This window comes from Exiguobacterium artemiae 255-15, from assembly GCF_000019905.1.
GTDB lineage: Bacteria > Bacillota > Bacilli > Exiguobacteriales > Exiguobacteriaceae > Exiguobacterium_A > Exiguobacterium_A artemiae.
Genome location: NC_010556.1, coordinates 1,735,719 through 1,757,459, shown reverse-complemented (window position 1 = coordinate 1,757,459; position 21,741 = coordinate 1,735,719). Strand labels below are relative to the sequence as shown.

Below are 21,741 nucleotides of genomic sequence, written 5' to 3'. Positions count from 1 at the left end.
CCAGAGAGAGGATTTGTGAGGTGGACTATGCAGGACTATGAGCTTTTCATCCAACGTTTCTTGAAAAAATCAGGAATTGATTTAGGACAATATAAAGAAGCCCAGATGAAGCGGCGATTAACAGCATTACGTGATAAAAAAGGATACAGTACATTTGCTTCTTATATGCAGGCGATGGAAAAAAGTTCAACTTTGTATGAAGAATTTTTGGATCGGATGACGATTAACGTCAGTGAGTTTTTCCGGAACCCGATTCGATGGCAGCAACTGGAGCAAGATATCTTGCCGGTGTTGCAAGCCCGTGCCCACGGACGGATTCGGACGTGGAGTGCCGCCTGTTCGACAGGTGAAGAGCCGTATTCGTTGGCGATGATCCTAAACGAAAAGCTCGATCCGGCACAATTTACGATTCAAGCAACGGACTTAGATGAGTTAGTCCTTGAGAAGGCAAAACAAGGCCGCTACGGAGCGTCCGCTCTGAATGAAGTGGAAGCAGGACGGAAAAAACGTTATTTCATCGAACAAGAACAACAGTTTGAAGTCGTTCCTGAAATCAGACGTCTCGTTCGATTCAGTAAACATAATTTACTCGGTGACCGGTATGATACAGGATTTGATTTGATCATCTGCCGGAATGTCTTGATTTATTTTACTGAGGAAGCCAAGGCACATGTCTATCGGTCATTCGTCGACGCTTTAAAACCGGGAGGCATTTTGTTTGTCGGCGGAACAGAACAGATTTTCCAACCGGAACGATTTGGCTTAAAAATGAAACAAAGCTTTTTTTATGAAAAAATCTAACGGATAGAAGGGGATGAGGCAACATGCGTTACATGACAGCAGGTGAATCACACGGTAAAGGATTATCGGTCATCATCGAAGGAATCCCTTCTGGTCTCATCATTGATTTTGATCAAGTGCAACGTGAGATGACACGACGTCAAGGTGGTTACGGTCGTGGACGGAGAATGCAAATCGAACAGGACGCGGTGGATGTCCGCGGGGGGATCCGGCACGGCTATACGACGGGCGCACCGATCAGTCTGTTCATTGAGAATAAAGACCATACGCACTGGACGAAAGTCATGCAGGCCGAACCGTTGCAGGAGGAACTGGAACGTCCGCGGACACTGACACGTCCACGCCCGGGTCATGCTGATTTGGTCGGCGGATTAAAATACGGACACCGGGATTTACGCGATGTCCTGGAGCGTTCGTCCGCCCGGGAAACGGCAGCGCGTGTCGCGGTCGGTGCCATTGCCAAACAACTGCTCGGTCAACTGGGGATTGATGTGTTTTCTCATGTCCGCTCCATCGGAGGCATCGATGCGGATTTCGTCAACCCGATGGAGTACCGGGAAGTGATTGAGGCGTCGCCTGTTCGCTGTGCCGACGAAGCGGCAGCAGAGCGGATGATGGCAGCGATTGACCAAGCTAAAAAAGACGGGGACACATTAGGCGGAGAAGTCGAAGTCGTCGTGACAGATATGATGCCGGGAATCGGCTCCTTTACACAAAATGAGACGAAACTTGACAGCCGGATCGCCCGTGCCGTCATCAGTGTCAATGCGATGAAAGCAGTCGGGTTTGGCGACGGATTTGATTTGGCGCGCAGAAAAGGTAGTACGGTCCAGGATGAAATCCTGCATGACGAAACCGGGTATTTCCGTAAGACGAATCATCTGGGCGGGATTGAAGGCGGAATGTCGACCGGAATGCCTATTCGGGTCCAAGTGGCGATGAAGCCGATTCCGACGTTATATCGTCCTCTCCAGTCCGTCGATATCGAAACAAAGGAGCCATTCGTCGCTCAGGTCGAACGCAGTGACGCCTGTGCCGTTCCGGCGGCAGCGGTCGTACTGGAAGCCGTCGTAGCCGTCGAGATTGCGGCAGCTGTTCTTGAGATGTTCGGTACATCGACGCTTGACCGCCTGAAACAGGCTGTCACAGCTTACCGGGAGGAGGTGCGTCTCTTTTGACGCATCTGACTATCCGGGCGAGCCGTCCTTATTCCGTCTATGTTGAACCGGATGCCATCCGACGGATTCATGAAGTGAAACAAGCGCAGGAAGCGGATCGGTTCTGGATCATTACGGATCAGACCGTGGCGGATCTGCATATGGCGTCAATCCGCCGTCAACTTGAGAATGTTTTTCCGGTGACGGCTCAGCATGTCAGTACCGTCGAGCCGGGGGAAGGAAGTAAATCCTTATCCGTCTATCAACGGTTGCTGGAAGAAGGAATTGAGCAGGGTGCAACACGAAAGACGATGATTCTTGCCGTCGGAGGCGGTATGATCGGTGATTTAGCGGGATTCGTTGCAGCGACTTTCCTACGTGGTGTTCCTTTCCTTCAAATCCCGACGACATTGCTCGCGCATGATTCGAGTGTCGGCGGAAAGGTTGGATTAAACTTACGTTGGGGTAAGAACTTAGTAGGTGCTTTTTATCAGCCGTCTGCCGTTTTATACGATCCAGCCTTTTTACAAACGTTGTCCGACCGCGAATGGAGAAGCGGTTTTTTTGAATTACTGAAGCATGGATTATTGGCGCGTCCGACTTTTGCGGAAGAGCTGATCGGACTGGGACTTTCAGATATCAAACAATTACCGCTCGCTGACTGGATTTCAGCCGGCATACAGGTGAAACAGCATATCGTAGAACAGGATGAACGGGAAACCGGCATCCGTGCCTTTTTAAACTACGGGCATACTTTCGGCCATGCCGTCGAATATGCGAGTGAGGATCTGTCCCACGGAGAAGCAGTCGGGATCGGGCTGGTTTTTGTATCAATCCTTGAAGGCAACGAATACCAAACCAACCGATTGGTCGAGCTGATTCACCGGCTTGGTGTTGTGTTACCGGAACGTCAACCGTTTGAAAGATACTTGGAATTGATGAAACGCGACAAAAAAAATGATGTATCGATTCGATTTGTAGTAAAAGGTCAAGATGGATTTTCTTTGGAAGCAATCGATCAGAAACGTCTAAAGAATGCATATGATCAAACAGTGAGGTGTTTACATTGGGCTTAAGAGGGACGGTACGTGTACCGGGCGATAAATCGATGACCCATCGTGCTTTTTTGATGGGTGGAATCGCAGAAGGAACAACAGTGATTTCGAATGCCTTGTTAGGGGCAGATTGTCTGGCGTCACTCGCAGCAGTCGAGGCACTTGGCGCACACGTTCAGCAGACGGAACAAGAAATTCGGATTACCGGGACCACTGCTCTAAAGGCAGCGACGATTGACTGCGGTAATTCAGGAACGACGATTCGTTTACTGAGCGGTATTTTGGCAGGTAGTCAGGAAACGTACACCTTGACAGGAGACGAGTCATTACAACGACGGCCGATGGACCGGGTGACCGTCCCGCTTGCGACACTCGGAGCGGACATTGAAGGGACATACGCGCCGCTGACGATCCATGGTCAACCGCTTGTCGGGACAACCTATACGTTGCCTGTTGCGAGCGCTCAAGTCAAAAGTGCGGTTTTACTGGCCGGATTGTTTGCGACCGGCGAGACGACAGTTGTCGAACCGATTCTGTCACGGGATCATACAGAACGGATGTTGCCGAAATTCGGAACCGACCTGACTATTCAAGAACAGGAGCAGGGACGGAAAATCCGTCTGCAAGGACCGGTCCGCCTGCAAGCCACAGAAATCGACATTCCGGGTGATCCTTCTTCTGCTGCTTTTTGGTGGGCGGCAGCTATCTTAGGAGCCGACAGTCGGATCACGACGGAACATGTCTTGATGAATCCGACCCGGACAGGATTTTTACAAGTCTTACGGCAGATGGGAGCCAGTGTCGAAATCACGAACCGTCGGGAAACGGCGGGGGAAGAGACGGCTGACGTGACGCTGATGACGACTTCCCTGCAAGCTGTAGCGATTGAAGGGGAGCAAATTCCTTCGTTGATCGACGAAATTCCGTTGCTTGCCCTGCTTGCGACACAAGCCGAAGGACGGACCGTCATCCGGGATGCAGCGGAACTGCGTGTTAAAGAGACGGACCGGATCGAGACGGTCGTTTCAACGCTGCGAAAGATTGGTGCGCAGATTGAAGCGACGGAAGACGGCATGATTATTGACGGACCGACACCACTTGTCGGAGCGACGGTCGACAGTGCAGGAGACCATCGTCTGGCGATGATGCTGACGATTGCTGCGACATTACAGCCGGAAATCGAGGTCCTTGGGAATGAAGTAGTTGAAGTCAGCTACCCGACGTTTTATGATGATTTAAAGACACTGCAACAAACGAATCCCTGAAAAGATCTCGAACAGTGAAATAGAGGAAAGTGAGGCGTTTGCCTTGAACGAACACGTATTAAAAGAAATAGTCGAGAGTCTCGAACACGGTCATACGTCTGAAGCGTTAGTCGCACTCGAACAACTCGAAAAAACAGGAACGGACGAAGATCGTCTGGCGGTGGCTGATTTGTACATCGAATTAGGATTATCCGACCGTGCCGTCGATCTGTTGGCTCCGTTGTACGTCGATTACTCAGGGAATGCCGGTGTGGCCTTATTGCTTGCCGAATGTTACATCGATCTCGACCGGGAAGAAGAGGCCATCACCGTCCTGGAACAGGTGGATGTGACGGATATCGAAAATGGTCCCCGGACGTTGGTCCTGCTCGCCGACTTGTATCAGTCGCAAGGACTTGATGAAGTAGCATTGGCCAAATTAAAGGAGGCCCGGGAATTAGCACCAAATGAACCGTTGCTTGCTTATGGACTGGCTGAACTGTATATGACACTCGGTGCATTTGATCAAGCGGTTCCTTTGTTTGCTGAAATTGCGGCTGATCCGGTCTTGCGGGAAGAATTGCCGCTGGATGCCCTCTATGCGGAAGCATTGGCCATGATCGGGGAGTTCGAAGAAGCGATTCCACTGTATGAACGCGCCGTGGCGGAACGGTCGGATCTGCATACATTGTTCGGACTCGCGATGACGGCTCACCGGGTCGGACAACATCAAAAAGCGGTCGAGACATTCCAGCAATTGATTGCTCAGGATCCTGATTATACGTCGGCGTATGTCCCGTACGCGGAAAGTCAGGCTGAACTCGGACTGACGAAAGAAGCGCTTAATGTCATCAAACAGGGAATCGAGCGCGACGATTACAACGATGAGTTGCGAACGATGGAAGCATTGTTCCTCTTGAAACTTGGAGACCGGGAAGGCAGTGTGAAAGCATTGCGTGAAGCCCTGGCCCTCAATCCGGAATCGCTCGTCGCGGCCGAAAGACTGCTTGCACTGCTCGCGGAAGATGAAGATCACGATGCGACGCTTGAGACGATTTCCGCCATCGAAGAACATGTGACGGCACCGATTCTGACCTGGTACCGGGCACGCTCCTTATATGCATTAGAAGAGTATACGCAAGCGATGGAGAAATATGCGCAAGTAGAGGCTGCTTTTGCGGATGATGCGTTATTCTTAAAAGAGTATGGATATGCGCTCGTGGAAGAAGGACGCCGGGACGAAGGGCTGATCTTATTACGCCGGGCGGCTGCACTGACACCGGAAGATGCCGATTTAGTCGACTATGTCGAACGAATGGATGGATGACTTCACTGGAGAAGGGAGTAGGATTAAGATGACAGAGAGAAAGCAGCGTTTCTTGCGCCGCATCTTGACCTATTATACGTTGAAACGTCGGGAATCAAAGTGGATCATCGATTATTGGCTTCGAAACGATTCGAAGCTCGAACAGGTTCACTTTGTTCAAAATGCCATGTTTGCGCCAAAAGCAATGATCATTACGACCTATGGATTTGATGCAGACCCGTTTCTCTTTAAAAAAGGAGAGGTCAAAACGACCGATCCGGAAAAAGCCTACCATGATATTCGATTGACGGATGAGCCGCTTTATATCGAGTTGAACTTTCAAGGGATGATGATGGATGACGAGTACCTCTCGCTGTTGGAGGAAAATCCGTTCCGACCGGAAGTAGCCGTTGAACCGAAACTGGCCGATGCTGCGATGAATTTCATTGCGGCGACGGTCAACCGTCAAGAAGAAGAACGTTTGGTCCGGTTGATCGACGAGGCGCTTGACGCCCGGGATAAACATCGTTTCCAATCGCTTTCGGACGAATTGCGAATCATCCGCAGCCAACTCTGATCGAAAAATCGAGTCGTTTGCCTTCCTTCGACTGTACTGAAGGGAGGCTTTTTTTCGAAATCGAAACTAAGGGGAAAATATGAAGAAAAATTGTAGCTAATTTCATAAAACGTTCACATTAAAGAAGCAGTAACAAAAGCGGATATGATACATTAAATGTGACGAAATGTAAGTGAACAGGAAAGGGGGGAATGACTTGCGTTTCAAACCATCCGATGTTCAAAGGACAAGAAACGAACAAGCGTATATCGATACGTTGATTGTCCCATTGATTCCCGTCGGATTCGACGAAGCGATGCATGCTTTCTCGGAATGTGCAGATATGACGATGACCGTCGCGACGGAAGTCGAACGGCAATTGTCGGGACGGGCGATGCTTGTACCGGCGATGACGTATATCGGTGAACCGTCCATCGACCAGCTTACGAGTTGGCAACAGGCGGCATCTTCAGAACAGTTTCGATTTGTGACGTTCATTACTGCCGATTTACGGTGGAAAGAGACATCGGTCACGGACATTATTTATGTCCCGCGTTTATCGCTTGAGACGATGAGCCGAGATCAACAAGGTCAGATGGTCGGGAATTTTGTCGGGCAAGTCTTAGAGCAGTTAGGAAACCGCTGGACCGCGCTATGAAGCGGTTGACGCAATGATTTTATTAAGATACTATTACCATGTGAGAAATTTGTGTGAAGTACCGTGGTCTTGGGGCACAGTGTACATCACGAGGGGGGATCGAGATGGCTCAAAACGGGTCTAACGTAACACGTCGTCAATTCTTGACGTATACATTGACTGGAGTCGGCGGCTTTATGGCGGCGACGATGGTCATGCCGATGGTCAACTTCGCAGTTGATCCAGTCCTGAAGAAATCAGGAGCAGGCGATAAAGTAAAAGTAATGAAGTTGTCGGATATCACGACAGAACCAAAACGGGTTGACTTCAAGAAACAAACACAGGATGCATGGTATGAGTTTGAAGAAACATTGTCTGCATGGGTGTTTAAAAACGATAAAGGTGAGATTTTAGCATTATCACCGATTTGTAAACACTTAGGTTGCCAAGTCAGTTTCGGATCTGATCCGACGCACCCGGAACAATTCTATTGCCCATGCCACTTCGGTCGTTATACGAAAGATGGCGTCAACGTACCAGGTACGCCTCCGACGAAACCGCTCGATGGCTATGAAATGCAAGAGAAAGATGGTTTCCTCTACTTAGGTAAACCAGTCGAAAGAGGTGCGTAAGCGATGATGCAAAAAATTTATGATTGGATTGATGAGCGGGTAGACATTACACCGCTTTGGCGAGATATCGCTGATCATGAAGTTCCAGAACACGTTAACCCGGCCCATAACTTCTCCGCATTCGTTTATTGTTTTGGCGGGTTGACATTCTTCACGATTGTCATCCAGATTCTTTCAGGAATGTTCTTGACGATGTATTACGTACCAGATATCATCAATGCGCATGCGTCCGTGTACTATCTTCAAAATGAAGTGGCACACGGTCAAATCGTCCGTGGTATGCATCACTGGGGTGCATCGGTCGTCATCGTAATGTTGTTCTTACATACATTACGTGTCTTCTTCACAGGTTCATACAAAAAACCACGTGAATTGAACTGGGTTGTCGGCGTACTGTTATTCTTCGTCGTCTTAGCACTTGGTCTGACAGGATATCTGTTGCCATGGGATATGAAAGCATTGTTCGCAACGAAAGTTACGATCCAAATTGCCGAAAGTATTCCTGTCATCGGTGGTATCGCAAAAACACTCCTGGCGGGTGGAGAAATCGTCGGTGCAAGTACGATCGCTCGATTCTTTGCGATTCACGTCTTCTTCCTTCCTGCAGCATTGTTCGTCTTGCTCGGGGCCCACTTCATGATGATCCGCAAACAAGGGATCTCTGGACCACTTTAAACCGACAATTACTTTAGACAACTAAAAGGGGGAGAACACGATGCATCGTGGTAAAGGAATGAAATTCGTCACCGATTCACGGGTGTCGATCAACAACCGGATGCCGAACAAGTCAAAAGACTATTCGGAATATCCAGGTCGGACGGAAGCGTTTTGGCCAAACTTCTTACTTCGCGAATGGATGGTAGGAGCGGTCTTCCTGATCGGCTTCATGACTCTGACAATCGTTGAAGCAGCACCGCTTCAAAATATTGCTGACCCGACGAATACGTCGTACATTCCACTTCCGGACTGGTACTTCCTATTCCTCTATCAGCTCTTGAAATATCAATTTGCAGCGGGTCCGTACATTTTAATGGGGACAGTCATCCTTCCAGGTCTAGCGTTTACAGCACTGCTTGTTGCGCCATGGCTTGACCAAGGACTGGAACGTCGCCCGGCAAAACGTCCGATTGCTGTCAGCATGATGCTTCTTGCAGTCGTCTCGATTGTCTTCTTGACATGGGAATCAGTTCAGACAACACACTGGGATACGATCCATAAACAAGGTGAGTTGACGATGAACGAAGGTCCTGAAATCGATACGGCAGCTAAAGGGTTCGAGATCTATTCGAATCAGTCATGTGTCAACTGTCATGGTAAGAACCTCGAAGGCGGCGCAGCAGCTCCAGCCCTCGTCGGGACGAAAAAGACAGAAAAAGAAATTTATGATATCGCAGTCAAAGGTGTCGGTTCGATGCCTGCTGGACAGTTCAAAGGTTCAGATGCCGAACATAAAGAACTTGCTAAATTCATCGCTTCATACGGTGAAGGCGGAGAAAACAATAAATAAGACAACCGGCCGGGGGAATTTTCCTCCGGTTTTTGTCTATCATGAGGTGACAATACATGCCGTTCATTCATCTGTTAAAACATAAAGCTGTGCTTTGGCCGCTCGCTTTGATTAATTTGGGCGGAACATTATACGGCTATTACTGGTATCAACCCCAACTGGCGCAGTCGAAGTGGTACTATTATCCGTTCATTCCGGACAGTCCGACAGCCTCGCTCTTTTTTACGATTATTGTCTTTTTATGGATTTTCAACCGCCGTTCCCGTTTATTTGAAGCCCTTGCCTTTGTGACGTTAATCAAATACGGGGTGTGGGCGGTCGTCATGAATGCCTTGATGTTACGGGAACTCGGGACGGAGAATTCTTATTTGACGGCCATGGCGTTGATGCTGATGGTCTCGCACGGGGCGATGGCGTTTCAGGCATTGCTTTACGCGCCGGTCATGACGTTTCGGGTCAAAGAGCTGCTCCTTGTCGCAATTTGGGTCGTCCATAACGATGTCGTCGATTACGTTCTCGGACAGTGGCCGCGGTATCCGGCACTCGCCGAACATATCCAGTGGATCGGGTACGGCTCGTTCTGGCTGACTGGATTATGTCTTTTGATGGGATATTGGTTTGTGGCACGCGATTCGATTGACAATAAGGTCGCTTGAACATAAAATAAGACTATAATCTTTTTTTTTGAAAGGAAGCGACGACATGGCGAACTATTTGATTTATCTGGCCATCATCATCATCGTGCCGATTTGGGCGCAGATGCGTGTCAGAAAAACGTACAAGAAATATCAGGAAGTTCCGATTCACAGCGGCGTGACCGGAGCACAGGTCGCAGATTTCATCATGAAGCAAAACGGAATCACGAATGTGCGTCTAGAACCAATCGGCGGAACGATGTCCGATCATTACGATCCAACGAATAAAGTCGTCCGTTTGTCAGAAGATGTTTACTACGGTTCGACCGTCTCAGCCGTCTCGATTGCTGCCCACGAAATCGGGCACGTCATTCAAGATGCAACCGACTATGGCATGATGCGGGTTCGTCACCGGATTGCGCCAGTGGCTTCGATCACGTCCAACTTATCGTTCCCGTTGTTACTGATCGGTTTCCTCGCCGGAATGAGCGGACTTGCCATGCTTGGGGTCATCCTGATGCTCGGAGCCGTCATCTTCCAACTCGTCACGTTACCGGTCGAGTTTGATGCGTCGAACCGGGCGATGGCCCAGTTGACGGAACACGGAATCATCGATGCGGAAGAAGAGCGCGGCTCACGCCGTGTCTTGAATGCTGCAGCTTGGACATACGTTGCTGCGACACTCGTCGCGATTGCTGAGTTCGTCCGTTTGGCTTTGATTGTCTTTGCACCGTCAAGTGATGACTAACTAATCGAATCGAAAAAAATGACGAGAAGTCCGCAATGGATTTCTCGTCATTTTTATTGTCATTGATTACGTTTCTTTAATCGGGACCCGGTTTTCATCAAAGGTAAACCCTTCACCGGTCACTTCATAGACATCGTGCAGAGTGATGAACGCGTGCTGATCGATTGATTTGACAAGTGTCTTCAACCGTGTGATTTCATTGCGGGCGACGACGACGTACAAGACTTCCAAGTCGCGTCCCGAATAGCCACCTTTGGCGATCAGGCGGGTCGTCCCGCGGTTCATCGTCGCATGGATACCGTCTGCAATTTCCGTCCGTTGATCGCTGATGATCATCGCGGCTTTTCCGGCATAGGTGCCTTCTTGCATCCAGTCAATGACCCGGGCTCCGACGTAGACGGCAAGTAATGTATACATCGCCTGTTTATAGTCGAGATAGCTCAGTGAAGCGACGATGACAAAAAAGTCGAAGACCATAAACGTTCTGCCGATCGACCAACCAAAATACCGTTTGGTCAAGCGGGCGATGATATCGACCCCGCCGGTCGTCCCGCCATTATTGAAAATGATACCGAGCCCGACACCGATGAAAACCCCGGCAAACAAGGCTGCGAGAACCATATCGTCTTTCAAGAAAATTTCAAGCGGAGAATATTTTGCAATCAATCCATACCAAATCGAGAAACTGAACGTTCCGATCAATGTATAGACGAACGTCGTCCGTCCGAGCAGTTTATAACTGACGAGAAATAACGGAATGTTGAGCAACAAGTTCGTAACGGACGGGGAAAAACCGAACAGTCCTTTTAAGATCAAGGTGATTCCTGTAAATCCTCCTTCTGCCAACTCATTTTGCACGTTAAAATGATAAATACCAAAAGCGAAAATAAAGGATCCGATCAAAATCCAGATGATGTTTTGAATACGAATCGGAAACTGAAATGGGGGTGCCATCTGATTGCTCCTCTCTACATGACTCTTTCTCTAGGGTAACGGCAGACGTCAAAAAAGACTAGCTTTTCTGACGAAAATCGTTCGAAAAGTGGCGGATGTAGTTTTTAGTCGGCAATTTGATTACAATGAGCAGGGACAAGACATTACTTACAGGACATTATTTAATGAGGAGAGAGTGACTAGATATGAAAAAAGCGATTGGGATTCTCTGTTATCCATCGGTCGGCGGCAGTGGTGTCGTGGCGACGGAACTCGGAATGAAGTTAGCGGACCGGGGGCATGATGTTCATTTCATCACCTCGAGCATTCCGTTCCGCTTGACGGAATATCGTCCTAACATTACCGTTCATTTGGTTGAGGTGAATCAATATTCGGTCTTTAAATATCCCCCGTATGACATTACCCTGGCGTCAAAAGTCGCGGAAGTGATCGATCTGTTTGATCTTGACATCATTCATGCGCATTACGCGGTCCCGCATGCGGTATGCGCGGAACTTGGACGGAATATGGCGAAGAAAAAAGGGGTTGGTGTCGTGACAACCTTACACGGGACAGACATTACCGTCATCGGTCAGGACTTGGAAATGCAACCGGCCATCCGGTACGGAATCGAAAGTTCAGATGCCGTCACGGCGGTTTCAGAAAGCCTGGCCCTCGAAACGAACATAACATTAAACGGACAGTATGCGATCGAAGTCATCCCAAACTCGATTGACGAAAGTATGTATTATCCGATGCGGGATGAACGGTTGAAGCGGCATTACGGTATCGAGCCGGATGAAATCGTCGTCATTCATATTTCGAATTTCCGACCGGTCAAACGAATCGACGATACGATTGCCGCGTTTGCAATCGCTTCAAAAGACCGGGCGATGCGGTTATTGTTGGTCGGGGACGGTCCGGAAATGGGACAGACGAGACGCCGGGCAAAGGAACTCGGAATTTACGACAAAATCATTTTCGCCGGGAAACAGGAGCATGTCGCTCAGTTGCTGGCGATCAGCGATATTCATTTACTGTTGTCGGAAAAAGAAGCCTTCGGACTGGTTGTTCTTGAGGCGATGGCCGTTGGTGTCCCGAGTGTCGTCTCGAGCGCCGGAGGATTACCGGAAGTGATTCAGGACGGAAAAACAGGATTCATCGTTCCGACGTATGATGTCAAGACGGCAGCGGACCGAATCGGGAAGTTGGCTGATGACGCGGCCTTGCGGGAAGAATTGGCGGAGGAAGGAATCCGCGATACCCGGAGACGGTTTGATTCCAATCAGGTCGTTCGTGCTTATGAACTGTTATATGAACGGGTGTGTGCGCAATATGAAAATGCTTGAGTCTGCGAATCAGATCATCCAAACGATTGAAGCGGCAGGCGGCGAAGCCTATATCGTCGGGGGAGCGGTTCGGGATATGTTGCTTAAACGCGAACCCGGAGATTATGACTTGGCAACGTCGCTGCTTCCGGAAGCGGTCATGCACCTGTTTCCGGTCGTGATTCCGACCGGACTGGATCACGGAACCGTCACGGTTGTCCTTGATCATGTACCGTTTGAAGTGACGACCTTTCGTTCGGAAAGTACGTACAGTGACCGGCGGCGTCCGGACGAAGTGACGCTAGGTGTCAGCCTGGAGGAAGATCTGACGCGCCGTGATTTCACCATCAATGCGATGGCGCTGAAGCCGACCGGTCTCGTCGATCTGTTCGGCGGTCAAGCTGATCTGGCGACGAAAGTCGTCCGGACAGTCGGTCGGGCGGAAGACCGGTTTGATGAAGATGCCCTGCGGATGATCCGGGCGTTCCGTTTTATGAGTCAGTTGGAGTTTACACTCGATCCGGAGACAGAACGGGCCATCGAAAATAAAAAACAGCACCTTTCATCCGTTGCCGTCGAACGGATTGCCATTGAATTTGAAAAACTGCTGTTAGGTCCCGGACGCAAAGCTGCTTTAGCGGCGATGCGTCGGACGGGAATCGGACACTATATGCCGCACATGAACGATGTGATACTGCATCAGTTGATGCTGTTGCCGTTTAATGGGGTGTCGCCGGACGACGTATGGACGCTCGTTTTGGTGGCCGGACTCCATCCCGAATCTTTACGGGCATGGAAACGGTCTAAAAAACAAGAGGGACGGGCGAAGACATTCGCTCCGCTCGTTCATGAACAGACGTTATCCGATTGGCAACGTTACCGGCTGTCGGATGAAGAGTTGGACCATTTGAATCAGATGACGGGGTACCGTCACGAAGGCCGGGCGTCCTTGCCGATTCGGCGCCTACAAGACTTGACGGTCAACGGACGGGACATGATGGACCTTGGTTTACGAAAACATCAGATTAAAGAAGCACTCCATCATTTGGAGCAGCAAGTCGTGCACCGTCAGTTGGATAATGAACGCGAGATTCTGTTAAAGGAAGTGATGAATTGGAAAAATCAACACGGGACCGGGTCCTCCAGGCATTGATGAAGGCTGACTGGATATCCGGTCAAGAGTTGGCGGATCAATTTAATATTTCACGTACCGCTATTTGGAAACAAATTGCGGCATTGAAAGAGGACGGCTATATCATCGAAGCCCATAAGAAAACCGGGTATCATTTGGCGGATCGGGGTGACCGGTTGACACCGCTTGCGATTCAGCAGTATGTACGAACGGACACTTTGGGACAACAGATCATTCATCTCGAACAGACGGAAACCACCCAACGGATTGCGCATGAGCAGGCGCAACAAGCGGCAAGTGAAGGGACGTTAATTGTCTGTGACTTTCAAACCGACGGACGGGGACAACTTGGACGGACCTGGCACGAGACGCGGAGTGCAGGTATTGCAATGAGTTTAATTTTGCGTCCCACAGCACCGCTTCACCAGGCCGGGCAATTGACCTTACTTGCCGGAATCGCTTTAGCCGAGACATTACGGACACTAGACGTCCCGGCGACGATTAAATGGCCAAACGATTTGTTGATTGCCGGAAGAAAAGTTGCCGGAATCCTAACGGAAATGCAGACGGAAGCCGATCGCATCAATTCCGTCATCATCGGAATCGGTATCAATGTCCACCACACGCAATTTCCGGAACTCTTATCGGATCGGGCGACCTCTTTACATTTAGCAACAGGAAAATTAATCGCCCGCGCTGAAATCGTCGGATTGTTTTTAAACACGTTTGAACCGATGTACAAGAAATGGTTGACAGAAGGATTCGCATCGTTTGTCCCGGCATGGGAGAAATACGCCGACCGGTTAAACGATTTAGTGACGTTGCGGACCCGGCAAGAGACCGTGACCGGAATCTTACGCGGAATTCAGGCGGACGGTACCTTACAAATTGAAACAGAGACAGGACTGAAAGCATTTCATTCCGCCGAACTGGTTTACTGGACGGAGATGTAAGCTCGGACGTTTGCAGTCTGCTTTTTGAATCATGTATAATAAGTGCGAGGATGATAGCCACTTGGAGTCATACCGGTTAGAGGCTTATATTCATATTGTTTATTTGACTGCCTTGATCCTACTCGGACAGGGACAGAAGGATGATTTTGCACTTATTCATGCCTTCTTTCCTATGCTATTTTTTAGGAAGGAAGGCATTTCCTTTTGTCCTCTCTAAACTACGAAGGAGAGAACACACATGCATACGATGACACCTTTACTAAAAAAACAACAGGCGGGCGAAAAACTCGTCATGCTCACAGCGTACGATTATCCGTCCGCAAAATTAGCGGAAGCCGGACACGTCGATTTGCTGCTGGTCGGGGATTCGCTCGGGAATGTCATTCTCGGATATGATTCGACGATTGCCGTGACAGTAGACGATATGGTCCATCACGCAAAAGCTGTCCGTCGCGGAGCACCGGCAACCTTTATGGTCGTTGACATGCCGTTTGCCAGCTATCACGGTTCGTTTGACCGGACGCTTGAGGCGGCAGCCCGTATCTTCCAGGAAAGCGGAGCAGACGCCTTGAAACTCGAAGGGGCCGGAGACATCCTGACAACGATTCGTCGTCTGACGGAGGCCGGTATGCCTTGTGTTGCCCACTTGGGGCTGACACCACAATCTGTCGGAGTGCTCGAAGGATTTAAAGTTCAGGGGAAATCGCTTGCAGCAGCGGAACAGTTGATTGCCGACAGTTTGGCCGCAGAACAAGCGGGAGCGAAGATGCTTGTTCTTGAGTGTGTACCGCATCCGCTGGCGAAACGTGTTCAGGAACTCTTAACGATTCCGGTAATCGGAATTGGGGCAGGTGCCGATGTTGCCGGACAAGTATTGGTCTACCATGATATCTTGACGTACGGTGTCGGACGGTTGCCAAAATTCGTTAAAGCATATGCCGACTGGAACACATCCGGTACGGAAGCGATCGCCCGTTACGTCGAAGACGTCAAAAACGGGACGTTCCCTGAACTCGCCCACTCGTTCCTGATGGATGAAGAACTGATCGGGGCGTTATATGGAGGATTTAAAGAATGAAAATCATGCAGAGTGTGACACAATTGCGCGAAGCATTGGCAGGACAGACATCGGTCGGATTCATTCCGACGATGGGCTTCCTGCATGAAGGGCATGCTTCCTTACTCGAACAGGCACGGCAGGAGAATGACATTGTCGTATTAAGTATCTTTGTCAATCCGACACAATTTGGTCCAAACGAAGATTTAGACCGTTATCCGCGGGACGAACAGCGTGATCAGCAATTGGCCCAAGCTGCCGGTGTCGATTATCTCTTTTATCCGACGAACGACGTCATGTATCCGCTTGATATGGCGCGGGTGACGGTTCGTTCGGGTGATGACGTCTTATGTGGCACGTCGCGACCGGGACATTTTGACGGGGTCTTGACGGTCGTCAGTAAATTGTTTAATATTGTCCAACCGACGCGTGCCTATTTCGGATTAAAGGATGCACAACAACTGGCATTAATTGAAGGGTATGTCACAGATTACTTCGTCCCGGTCGAAATCAAGCGGTGTCCGATCATTCGTGAAGCGGATGGACTGGCGAAATCGTCGCGAAATGTCTATCTGTCGGAAACGGAACGGAAGCAGGCACCGGGTATCCAGCAGGCGCTCCAACAAGCCAAACAAGCGCTCGATGCCGGAACGCCGCTCGAAACGGTTCTGGAGCAAACACGGGCGTCGCTTCACTTTGAAGGCACGACGATCGATTATGTCGAAGCTGTCGCCTATCCGACACTCGGTCCGGTCGATGCGACTACGGACACGATTTTACTGGCGGTTGCCGTTCAATTTGAATCGGCCCGATTGATTGATAACTTACTATATACGAGAGGAGCATGATCATGTTACGTACATTCATGCATGCAAAATTACACAAAGCCCGTGTCACGGAAGCGAATCTGCATTACGTCGGTTCGATTACGATCGATGAAGATTTACTGGACGCGGTCGGGATTCTTGAAAACGAGAAGGTCCAAGTGACGAACAATCAAAACGGGGCCCGGATTGAAACATACGCCATTAAGGGAGCCCGTGGTTCTGGTGTCATTTGTCTGAACGGAGCAGCAGCCCGTCATTTCCAAATCGGTGATGAAGTCATCATCATGGCTTATGCGCAATTGACAAACGAAGAAATTGCGACACATGTTCCGAAAGTCGCGGTTCTTGATCAAGAGAATTCGATTAAGCAGATGTTATCGCAGGAAATCGCACATACGATCTTATGATTTTGAGGGACCCGAGATACATTCGGGTCTCTTTTTTGTTAAGATGGAACTTGAGATGCCATATACTTAAGATATGGATGGTTAAAGGTGGAGATGAGTCGTGGAAAAGAAGTTTGTTGTAGTGGATTTAGAGACGACCGGACATTCGATTAAATCCGGCGATGAGATGATTGAAATCGGAGTGGCAGTAATTGAAGATGGTCAGATTACAGAGCGTCTGTCGGCATTTGTCCGTCCACAAAAACCGATTCCGCCGTTTATTTCTCAATTGACCGGCATTACGGATGAGGATGTGGCACAGGCGGAATCATTCGCGACCATTGCACCGCGCGTACTTCAATTACTCGATGGTGGTGTGTTCGTCGCACATAATGTGCAGTTTGATCTGACCTTTTTGAACGAAGCTTTGGAAGAAGAAGGCTATTTGCCGTATACGGGTCCTGTCATCGATACAGTCGAGTTAGCGAGGATCTTGCTGCCGACTGCTGAAAGTCATTCGTTGTCGCATTTGACGGAAGCGTTACAGTTGACGCACCACGAAGCGCACCGTGCCGGGAGCGATGCAGAAGCGACGGCGGAACTGTTGCTTCATTTACTTACCCGTCTACAGGATTTACCGCTCGATACGTTACGCCACTTACGTCGGTTGGCCGGAAAGCTGTTTAGTGCGATTGAACAGGAGGTTGATCAGGCGATTCAAACGGTCGGACTGGAGCCGGATGACCGGTTTGATTCTTTTCGTAAGCTGGCTTTAAAGAAGCGAACCGAACCGGTAGAATGGGATACACGGACCGAGCTGGAACCGTTCAGTCCGTTCGTTGACCGATTGAACGAAACCGTGTTTCCGCAACTGTTCCCTGGGTACGAACCGCGTACGGGACAGCTTGAAATGATGCGTCATGTTTATCAATCGCTTGACCAAGAAACACCGCTACTTGTCGAGGCGGGGACGGGAACTGGGAAATCCCTCGGCTATCTTGTACCGGCGGCGCATTATGCGATTGAACATGAGACGCCGATTATCGTCAGTACCCACACGATTCAATTACAGGAACAGTTATTTGCCCGGGATTTGCCGCTTTTACGCCAACTGTTTGAAGCACCGGTCGACATTACCTTATTAAAAGGGCGCAGTAATTACATGGATTTACGCAAGTTTGAGTTTTTCCTCAGCGAAACGGAAGAACCGTATAATTTTACGTTGGCGAAAGCCATCTTGTTAGTCTGGTTGACACAGACGGAAACAGGCGACCTGGAGGAAGTCAGTTTACCCGGAGGGGCAGCGCAAGGAAATATCGCCATTAAGCAGCTGATCCAGTCGGACAGTCAGTCGCAACTCGGACGATTTGATCCCTGGTACAGCCGGGACTTTTTCCATCATGCCGTCCGGCGGGCGAAACAGGCGACGATCATCGTCACGAATCATGCCTTGTTGTTCAGTGATATTCAATATGAAGCCGGTGTCCTACCAAAGGGATGTCCGTTGATTTTGGATGAGGCTCACCAAATCGAAGAAGTGGCCAGTCATCATTTCGGTCTGGTTTTTGACGGCCATTCCTTTGACCGGATATTCAGACAGCTCGGATTCTCTTCCGATAAAAAACTGTTGACGCGGCTGATCAGTCTATCGGATCAATACGACTTGACGGAACTGGTCGAAGCGCACAGTGAAACGATCGATGAGACATTGACAAAATTACTCGAAGAAGCCGACGGACTGTTAACAATCATTCAAGCGTACGGTTTGGAACTGGCTTCCCGGAAAGAACGGCGGGAAGGACGTGTCACCGTTCGCTTCAAACGACTTGATCAGTCGATGCGGGCGGTGCAGGAGAGCGCGAAACGTGTGGAACTGGTTTTACGGCGTCTCCGCCAGGCAATCCGGGCAATTCATAAATTGTTCCATGATCAACGGGAACATATGAGTTACCGGGAACGGTCCGTCGTGGCGGATTTAAAGACGGTGATCGGTCAGTTGGAAGAAGTCGAACAAGCGATCTTTGAGACGATGCTCGCCCCGCATGATGAGACCGTCTCCTGGATTGAAACAACGGCTAAAAATCGGAAACTGACGCGTATTTATACGCAACCGATTGATATTTCAAATCGTCTGCATCGGGAAGTTTTTTCGAAACGGACCTGTATCTTAACGTCCGCGACTTTGACGGTATCAAATAAATTTCAGTTCATCGAACAGCGGCTAGGGCTGTCGGAGCTCGAGACACGGCGGTTCATCGTTCCGTCGCCGTTCGGATACGCCGAAAAAGTCCGACTGATGATTCCGACGGACTTACCGTTATTACAAGATGTACCGCAAGCCACGTATTCTGAAGTCATTGCGGATGCCATCATCCGGATTGCCGAAGTGACGGAAGGCCGGATGTTGGTGTTATTCACATCAAACGAAATGTTACGCCAAACACATGATGCAACGAAAATGGCATTGCCGGAACGGTTTACGTTACTTTCCCAAGGGATCACCCAAGGATCACGGCAGCGTCTGATGAAACAATTTAAACAACTTGATGCCTGTATCCTGTTCGGTACAGCGAGCTTTTGGGAAGGGGTCGATGTTCCGGGTGACGACCTGAGTTGTCTCGTCATCGTGCGACTGCCGTTTGCACCACCCGATCAACCGATTGTGCAGGCGCGTTCAGAACAAATTGAACAACAAGGAAAATCGTCGTTCTTCGAATACAGTTTGCCGCAAGCCATCATTCGCTTCAAACAGGGATTCGGCCGCTTGATCCGGACGACGAATGACCGGGGTGTCGTCTTCGTCTTTGACCGCCGTATCGAGACGACCCGTTACGGAAAACGATTTGTCACAAGTCTGCCTAACGTGCCGCTTTTGGCTAAACCGCTCGACGAATTAACGGCCGAGTTGGAATTGTTCTTAAATGAGACGGATTGAGTCTGTTAAAATAAGCATTATCGCATTATAATAGATGTAGAAAAATGAGGGAGGATATAAGATGGATTCGAAAATCGAGACGCTAGCAACCGTCAAGGTCAACCGCCATGACGATACGTACAAGATTGTAGACTTATTGAATCGCACGCTGAAAACAGAAGATTTGATGTTTGGTCTGGCACTGGACGAAAAAGATAAGGAGCAGATGGTCTTTACCATCTACCGCACATGAAGTGGAAGATCGTCATCGGTCTGATCGGCTTCATCCTTCTGATTACGCTGATTGGGACGGGCGTGTATCAATTCACCGTCGCTGAAGCGAAAGAACGTGAACAAACCGTCGCCATTCAAGCGGAAGCACGCTTGAAAAAAGAATTGGCGCTGAAACAGATTCAATTTGACCATGTATTTAACGGAAAAACCCAGTATAGTGTCTTTACGATTGAACAAGATGGTCAAGCGTTACGGGCATTCGTTCCGAAGACAGGAAAAATCGAGACGAGACGTGTCAAAGATGGAATGAAGATTGCCGATGTCATTCGACAAGCGGGTAATCCGGAAAACATCGTTTCAGCGAAATACGGTTTTGAAAACCGGGCGCTGATTGAAATTGTCACCAAAACGGCGACCGGCTACGACTATTCGTACTATACCTATCAAGAGGGATCCTTCATCAAACGATTACGGATCAATTAAAAAGGAGTGGACAGGATGTTATCGAAACGGGTACAACAACTGACACCGTCAACGACACTGGCGATTACTGCAAAAGCGAAAGCATTGCGTGAAGAAGGACAAGACATCATCGGACTCGGTGCAGGCGAACCGGACTTCAACACTCCAGAATTTATCATTCAAGCGGCCTTCGCAGCTGCGGAAGCGGGCGATACGAAATATACCCCGTCCGGCGGAACGGTTGCCTTGAAAGATGCCATCATTGAAAAAACACGCCGTGATTTGTGGGTATCCTATGACCGTTCGGAAGTCATGGTCGCGTCAGGCGCGAAACATGCCTTGTCGACGTTGTTCCAGGCGATTTTAGATCCGGGCGACGAAGTCATCGTCCCGGCCCCTTACTGGGTCAGCTATCCGGAACAAATCAAACTGAGTGACGGTGTGCCGGTCATTCTTGAGACGACGGAAGCCTCGCGCTTTAAAGTGACGCGTGATCTACTCGAACAGCACATCACACCGAAGACAAAAGCGCTTGTCTTAAACTCTCCTTCAAATCCAACAGGGATGGTCTATACGAAGGAAGAGCTTGAGATGGTGGCAGAAGTAGCGATTGCCCATAATCTGTTGGTCATCAGCGATGAAATTTATGAAAAACTGTTATACAACGGCGTGACGCACTTATCAATTGCAACGTTACCGGATATGCGTGAGCGGACAGTCATCATTAACGGCGTTTCGAAATCGCACGCGATGACGGGCTGGCGGATTGGTTATGCCATCGGACCGAAAGACATCATCAGCGCGATGACAAATCTCGCCAGTCATTCGACGTCGAATCCGACATCGATCGCCCAAGCAGCATCTGTCGCTGCCTATGCGGAAGGGGATGCACCGGTCGAGGCAATGCGTGTCGTGTTTGAAGAACGGTTGGAACAGATTTATGACCGCTTGATTCAGATTCCGGGTTTGACCTGCCTGAAGCCAGAAGGTGCCTTTTACCTGTTCCCGCACGCCTTACAGGCAGCAAAAATGTGCGGATTCTCAAATGTCGATGACTGGTGTACGGCTGTGTTATCCGAGGCGAAAGTCGCCTTGATTCCGGGCTCAGGCTTCGGAGCACCAGAATATGTCCGGTTATCGTATGCGACAGACCCGAAACGGGTACTCGAGGCATTAGACCGGATTGAAGGATTTATCACGGCGCATACTGCCGTTTAATAGAGAGAGGATGTTGACT

23 protein-coding genes are annotated in these 21,741 nt (G+C 49.5%); 22 read left to right on the top strand and 1 reads right to left on the bottom strand.

Going from position 1 to position 21,741, the window contains the following annotated elements; translation table 11 throughout:
• Window positions 1-27: 27 nt before the first annotated feature.
• The 12 genes from EXIG_RS09225 to EXIG_RS09170 all read left to right on the top strand — a co-directional run bounded on the left by EXIG_RS09225 (window position 28) and on the right by EXIG_RS09170 (window position 10,278).
• Window positions 28-801, top strand: a complete 774-nt coding sequence (locus EXIG_RS09225) for a CheR family methyltransferase (protein WP_012370666.1) — start codon at window positions 28-30, stop codon at window positions 799-801.
• Window positions 802-824: 23 nt separating this feature from the next.
• Window positions 825-1,979: a chorismate synthase gene (aroC, locus tag EXIG_RS09220; RefSeq protein WP_012370665.1), complete on the top strand. Its 1,155-nt coding sequence runs from the start codon at window positions 825-827 to the stop codon at window positions 1,977-1,979.
• Window positions 1,976-3,034 carry a 3-dehydroquinate synthase gene (gene aroB / locus EXIG_RS09215; protein ID WP_012370664.1) on the top strand — a complete coding sequence of 353 codons (1,059 nt, stop codon included), beginning with the start codon at window positions 1,976-1,978 and terminating at the stop codon, window positions 3,032-3,034. The genes aroC and aroB overlap by 4 nt, the downstream gene beginning before the upstream one ends.
• Window positions 3,025-4,278: a 3-phosphoshikimate 1-carboxyvinyltransferase gene (gene aroA, locus EXIG_RS09210; RefSeq protein WP_012370663.1), complete on the top strand. Its 1,254-nt coding sequence runs from the start codon at window positions 3,025-3,027 to the stop codon at window positions 4,276-4,278. Before aroB ends, aroA begins: the two co-directional genes overlap by 10 nt.
• Window positions 4,279-4,321: 43 nt before the next feature.
• Window positions 4,322-5,584, top strand: coding sequence for a tetratricopeptide repeat protein (locus EXIG_RS09205; protein ID WP_012370662.1), 1,263 nt, complete (start codon window positions 4,322-4,324; stop codon window positions 5,582-5,584).
• 28 nt (window positions 5,585-5,612) lie between these two features.
• Window positions 5,613-6,140, top strand: coding sequence for a ReoY family proteolytic degradation factor (locus EXIG_RS09200; protein ID WP_012370661.1), 528 nt, complete (start codon window positions 5,613-5,615; stop codon window positions 6,138-6,140).
• Between the two features lie 196 nt (window positions 6,141-6,336).
• Window positions 6,337-6,777 carry a DUF2487 family protein gene (locus EXIG_RS09195; protein ID WP_012370660.1) on the top strand — a complete coding sequence of 147 codons (441 nt, stop codon included), beginning with the start codon at window positions 6,337-6,339 and terminating at the stop codon, window positions 6,775-6,777.
• A gap of 104 nt (window positions 6,778-6,881) precedes the next feature.
• Window positions 6,882-7,388 (top strand): ubiquinol-cytochrome c reductase iron-sulfur subunit, encoded by a 507-nt coding sequence (locus EXIG_RS09190; RefSeq protein ID WP_012370659.1) that lies wholly within the window; start codon window positions 6,882-6,884, stop codon window positions 7,386-7,388.
• Between the two features lie 3 nt (window positions 7,389-7,391).
• Complete coding sequence (gene qcrB, locus EXIG_RS09185; RefSeq protein ID WP_012370658.1) at window positions 7,392-8,063, top strand: menaquinol-cytochrome c reductase cytochrome b subunit; 672 nt, start codon at window positions 7,392-7,394, stop codon at window positions 8,061-8,063.
• A gap of 40 nt (window positions 8,064-8,103) precedes the next feature.
• The gene (locus EXIG_RS09180; RefSeq protein ID WP_012370657.1) at window positions 8,104-8,895 is read left to right on the top strand and encodes a menaquinol-cytochrome c reductase cytochrome b/c subunit; all 792 of its coding nucleotides are present in this window, start codon (window positions 8,104-8,106) and stop codon (window positions 8,893-8,895) included.
• Between the two features lie 56 nt (window positions 8,896-8,951).
• Window positions 8,952-9,551 carry a DUF1405 domain-containing protein gene (locus EXIG_RS09175; protein WP_012370656.1) on the top strand — a complete coding sequence of 200 codons (600 nt, stop codon included), beginning with the start codon at window positions 8,952-8,954 and terminating at the stop codon, window positions 9,549-9,551.
• Window positions 9,552-9,597: 46 nt separating this feature from the next.
• On the top strand, window positions 9,598-10,278 hold the full coding sequence (locus EXIG_RS09170; protein ID WP_012370655.1) for a zinc metallopeptidase: 681 nt from the start codon (window positions 9,598-9,600) through the stop codon (window positions 10,276-10,278).
• Between the two features lie 66 nt (window positions 10,279-10,344).
• Here EXIG_RS09170 and EXIG_RS09165 read toward each other — a convergent pair whose 3' ends face one another.
• Window positions 10,345-11,232: a YitT family protein gene (locus EXIG_RS09165; RefSeq protein WP_012370654.1), complete on the bottom strand. Its 888-nt coding sequence runs from the start codon at window positions 11,230-11,232 to the stop codon at window positions 10,345-10,347.
• Window positions 11,233-11,417: 185 nt separating this feature from the next.
• On the opposite strand from EXIG_RS09165, the gene bshA reads away from it, so the two are divergent.
• The 10 genes from bshA (at window position 11,418) to EXIG_RS09120 (ending at window position 21,722) form a co-directional block, all read left to right on the top strand.
• Window positions 11,418-12,560, top strand: coding sequence for an N-acetyl-alpha-D-glucosaminyl L-malate synthase BshA (bshA, locus tag EXIG_RS09160; RefSeq protein WP_012370653.1), 1,143 nt, complete (start codon window positions 11,418-11,420; stop codon window positions 12,558-12,560).
• Window positions 12,547-13,692 carry a CCA tRNA nucleotidyltransferase gene (locus EXIG_RS09155; RefSeq protein WP_041261641.1) on the top strand — a complete coding sequence of 382 codons (1,146 nt, stop codon included), beginning with the start codon at window positions 12,547-12,549 and terminating at the stop codon, window positions 13,690-13,692. Before bshA ends, EXIG_RS09155 begins: the two co-directional genes overlap by 14 nt.
• A complete protein-coding gene (locus EXIG_RS09150; RefSeq protein ID WP_012370651.1) occupies window positions 13,653-14,624 on the top strand; it encodes a biotin--[acetyl-CoA-carboxylase] ligase in 972 nt (323 codons plus the stop codon). The genes EXIG_RS09155 and EXIG_RS09150 overlap by 40 nt, the downstream gene beginning before the upstream one ends.
• Window positions 14,625-14,862: 238 nt before the next feature.
• Entirely contained in the window at window positions 14,863-15,702 is an 840-nt protein-coding gene (gene panB / locus EXIG_RS09145; RefSeq protein WP_012370650.1) for a 3-methyl-2-oxobutanoate hydroxymethyltransferase, read from the top strand.
• Window positions 15,699-16,529, top strand: coding sequence for a pantoate--beta-alanine ligase (gene panC / locus EXIG_RS09140; protein ID WP_012370649.1), 831 nt, complete (start codon window positions 15,699-15,701; stop codon window positions 16,527-16,529). The genes panB and panC overlap by 4 nt, the downstream gene beginning before the upstream one ends.
• Before the next feature lie 2 nt (window positions 16,530-16,531).
• A complete protein-coding gene (gene panD, locus EXIG_RS09135; RefSeq protein ID WP_012370648.1) occupies window positions 16,532-16,915 on the top strand; it encodes an aspartate 1-decarboxylase in 384 nt (127 codons plus the stop codon).
• Between the two features lie 100 nt (window positions 16,916-17,015).
• Window positions 17,016-19,829: an ATP-dependent DNA helicase DinG, 3'-5' exoribonuclease type gene (gene dinG, locus EXIG_RS09130; RefSeq protein ID WP_012370647.1), complete on the top strand. Its 2,814-nt coding sequence runs from the start codon at window positions 17,016-17,018 to the stop codon at window positions 19,827-19,829.
• Window positions 19,830-19,890: 61 nt separating this feature from the next.
• Entirely contained in the window at window positions 19,891-20,061 is a 171-nt protein-coding gene (locus tag EXIG_RS15750; RefSeq protein ID WP_012370646.1) for a YpmA family protein, read from the top strand.
• Window positions 20,058-20,525, top strand: a complete 468-nt coding sequence (locus EXIG_RS09125) for a hypothetical protein (RefSeq protein WP_012370645.1) — start codon at window positions 20,058-20,060, stop codon at window positions 20,523-20,525. The genes EXIG_RS15750 and EXIG_RS09125 overlap by 4 nt, the downstream gene beginning before the upstream one ends.
• Window positions 20,526-20,540: 15 nt before the next feature.
• Window positions 20,541-21,722 (top strand): pyridoxal phosphate-dependent aminotransferase, encoded by a 1,182-nt coding sequence (locus tag EXIG_RS09120; RefSeq protein ID WP_012370644.1) that lies wholly within the window; start codon window positions 20,541-20,543, stop codon window positions 21,720-21,722.
• Window positions 21,723-21,741 lie beyond the last annotated feature (19 nt).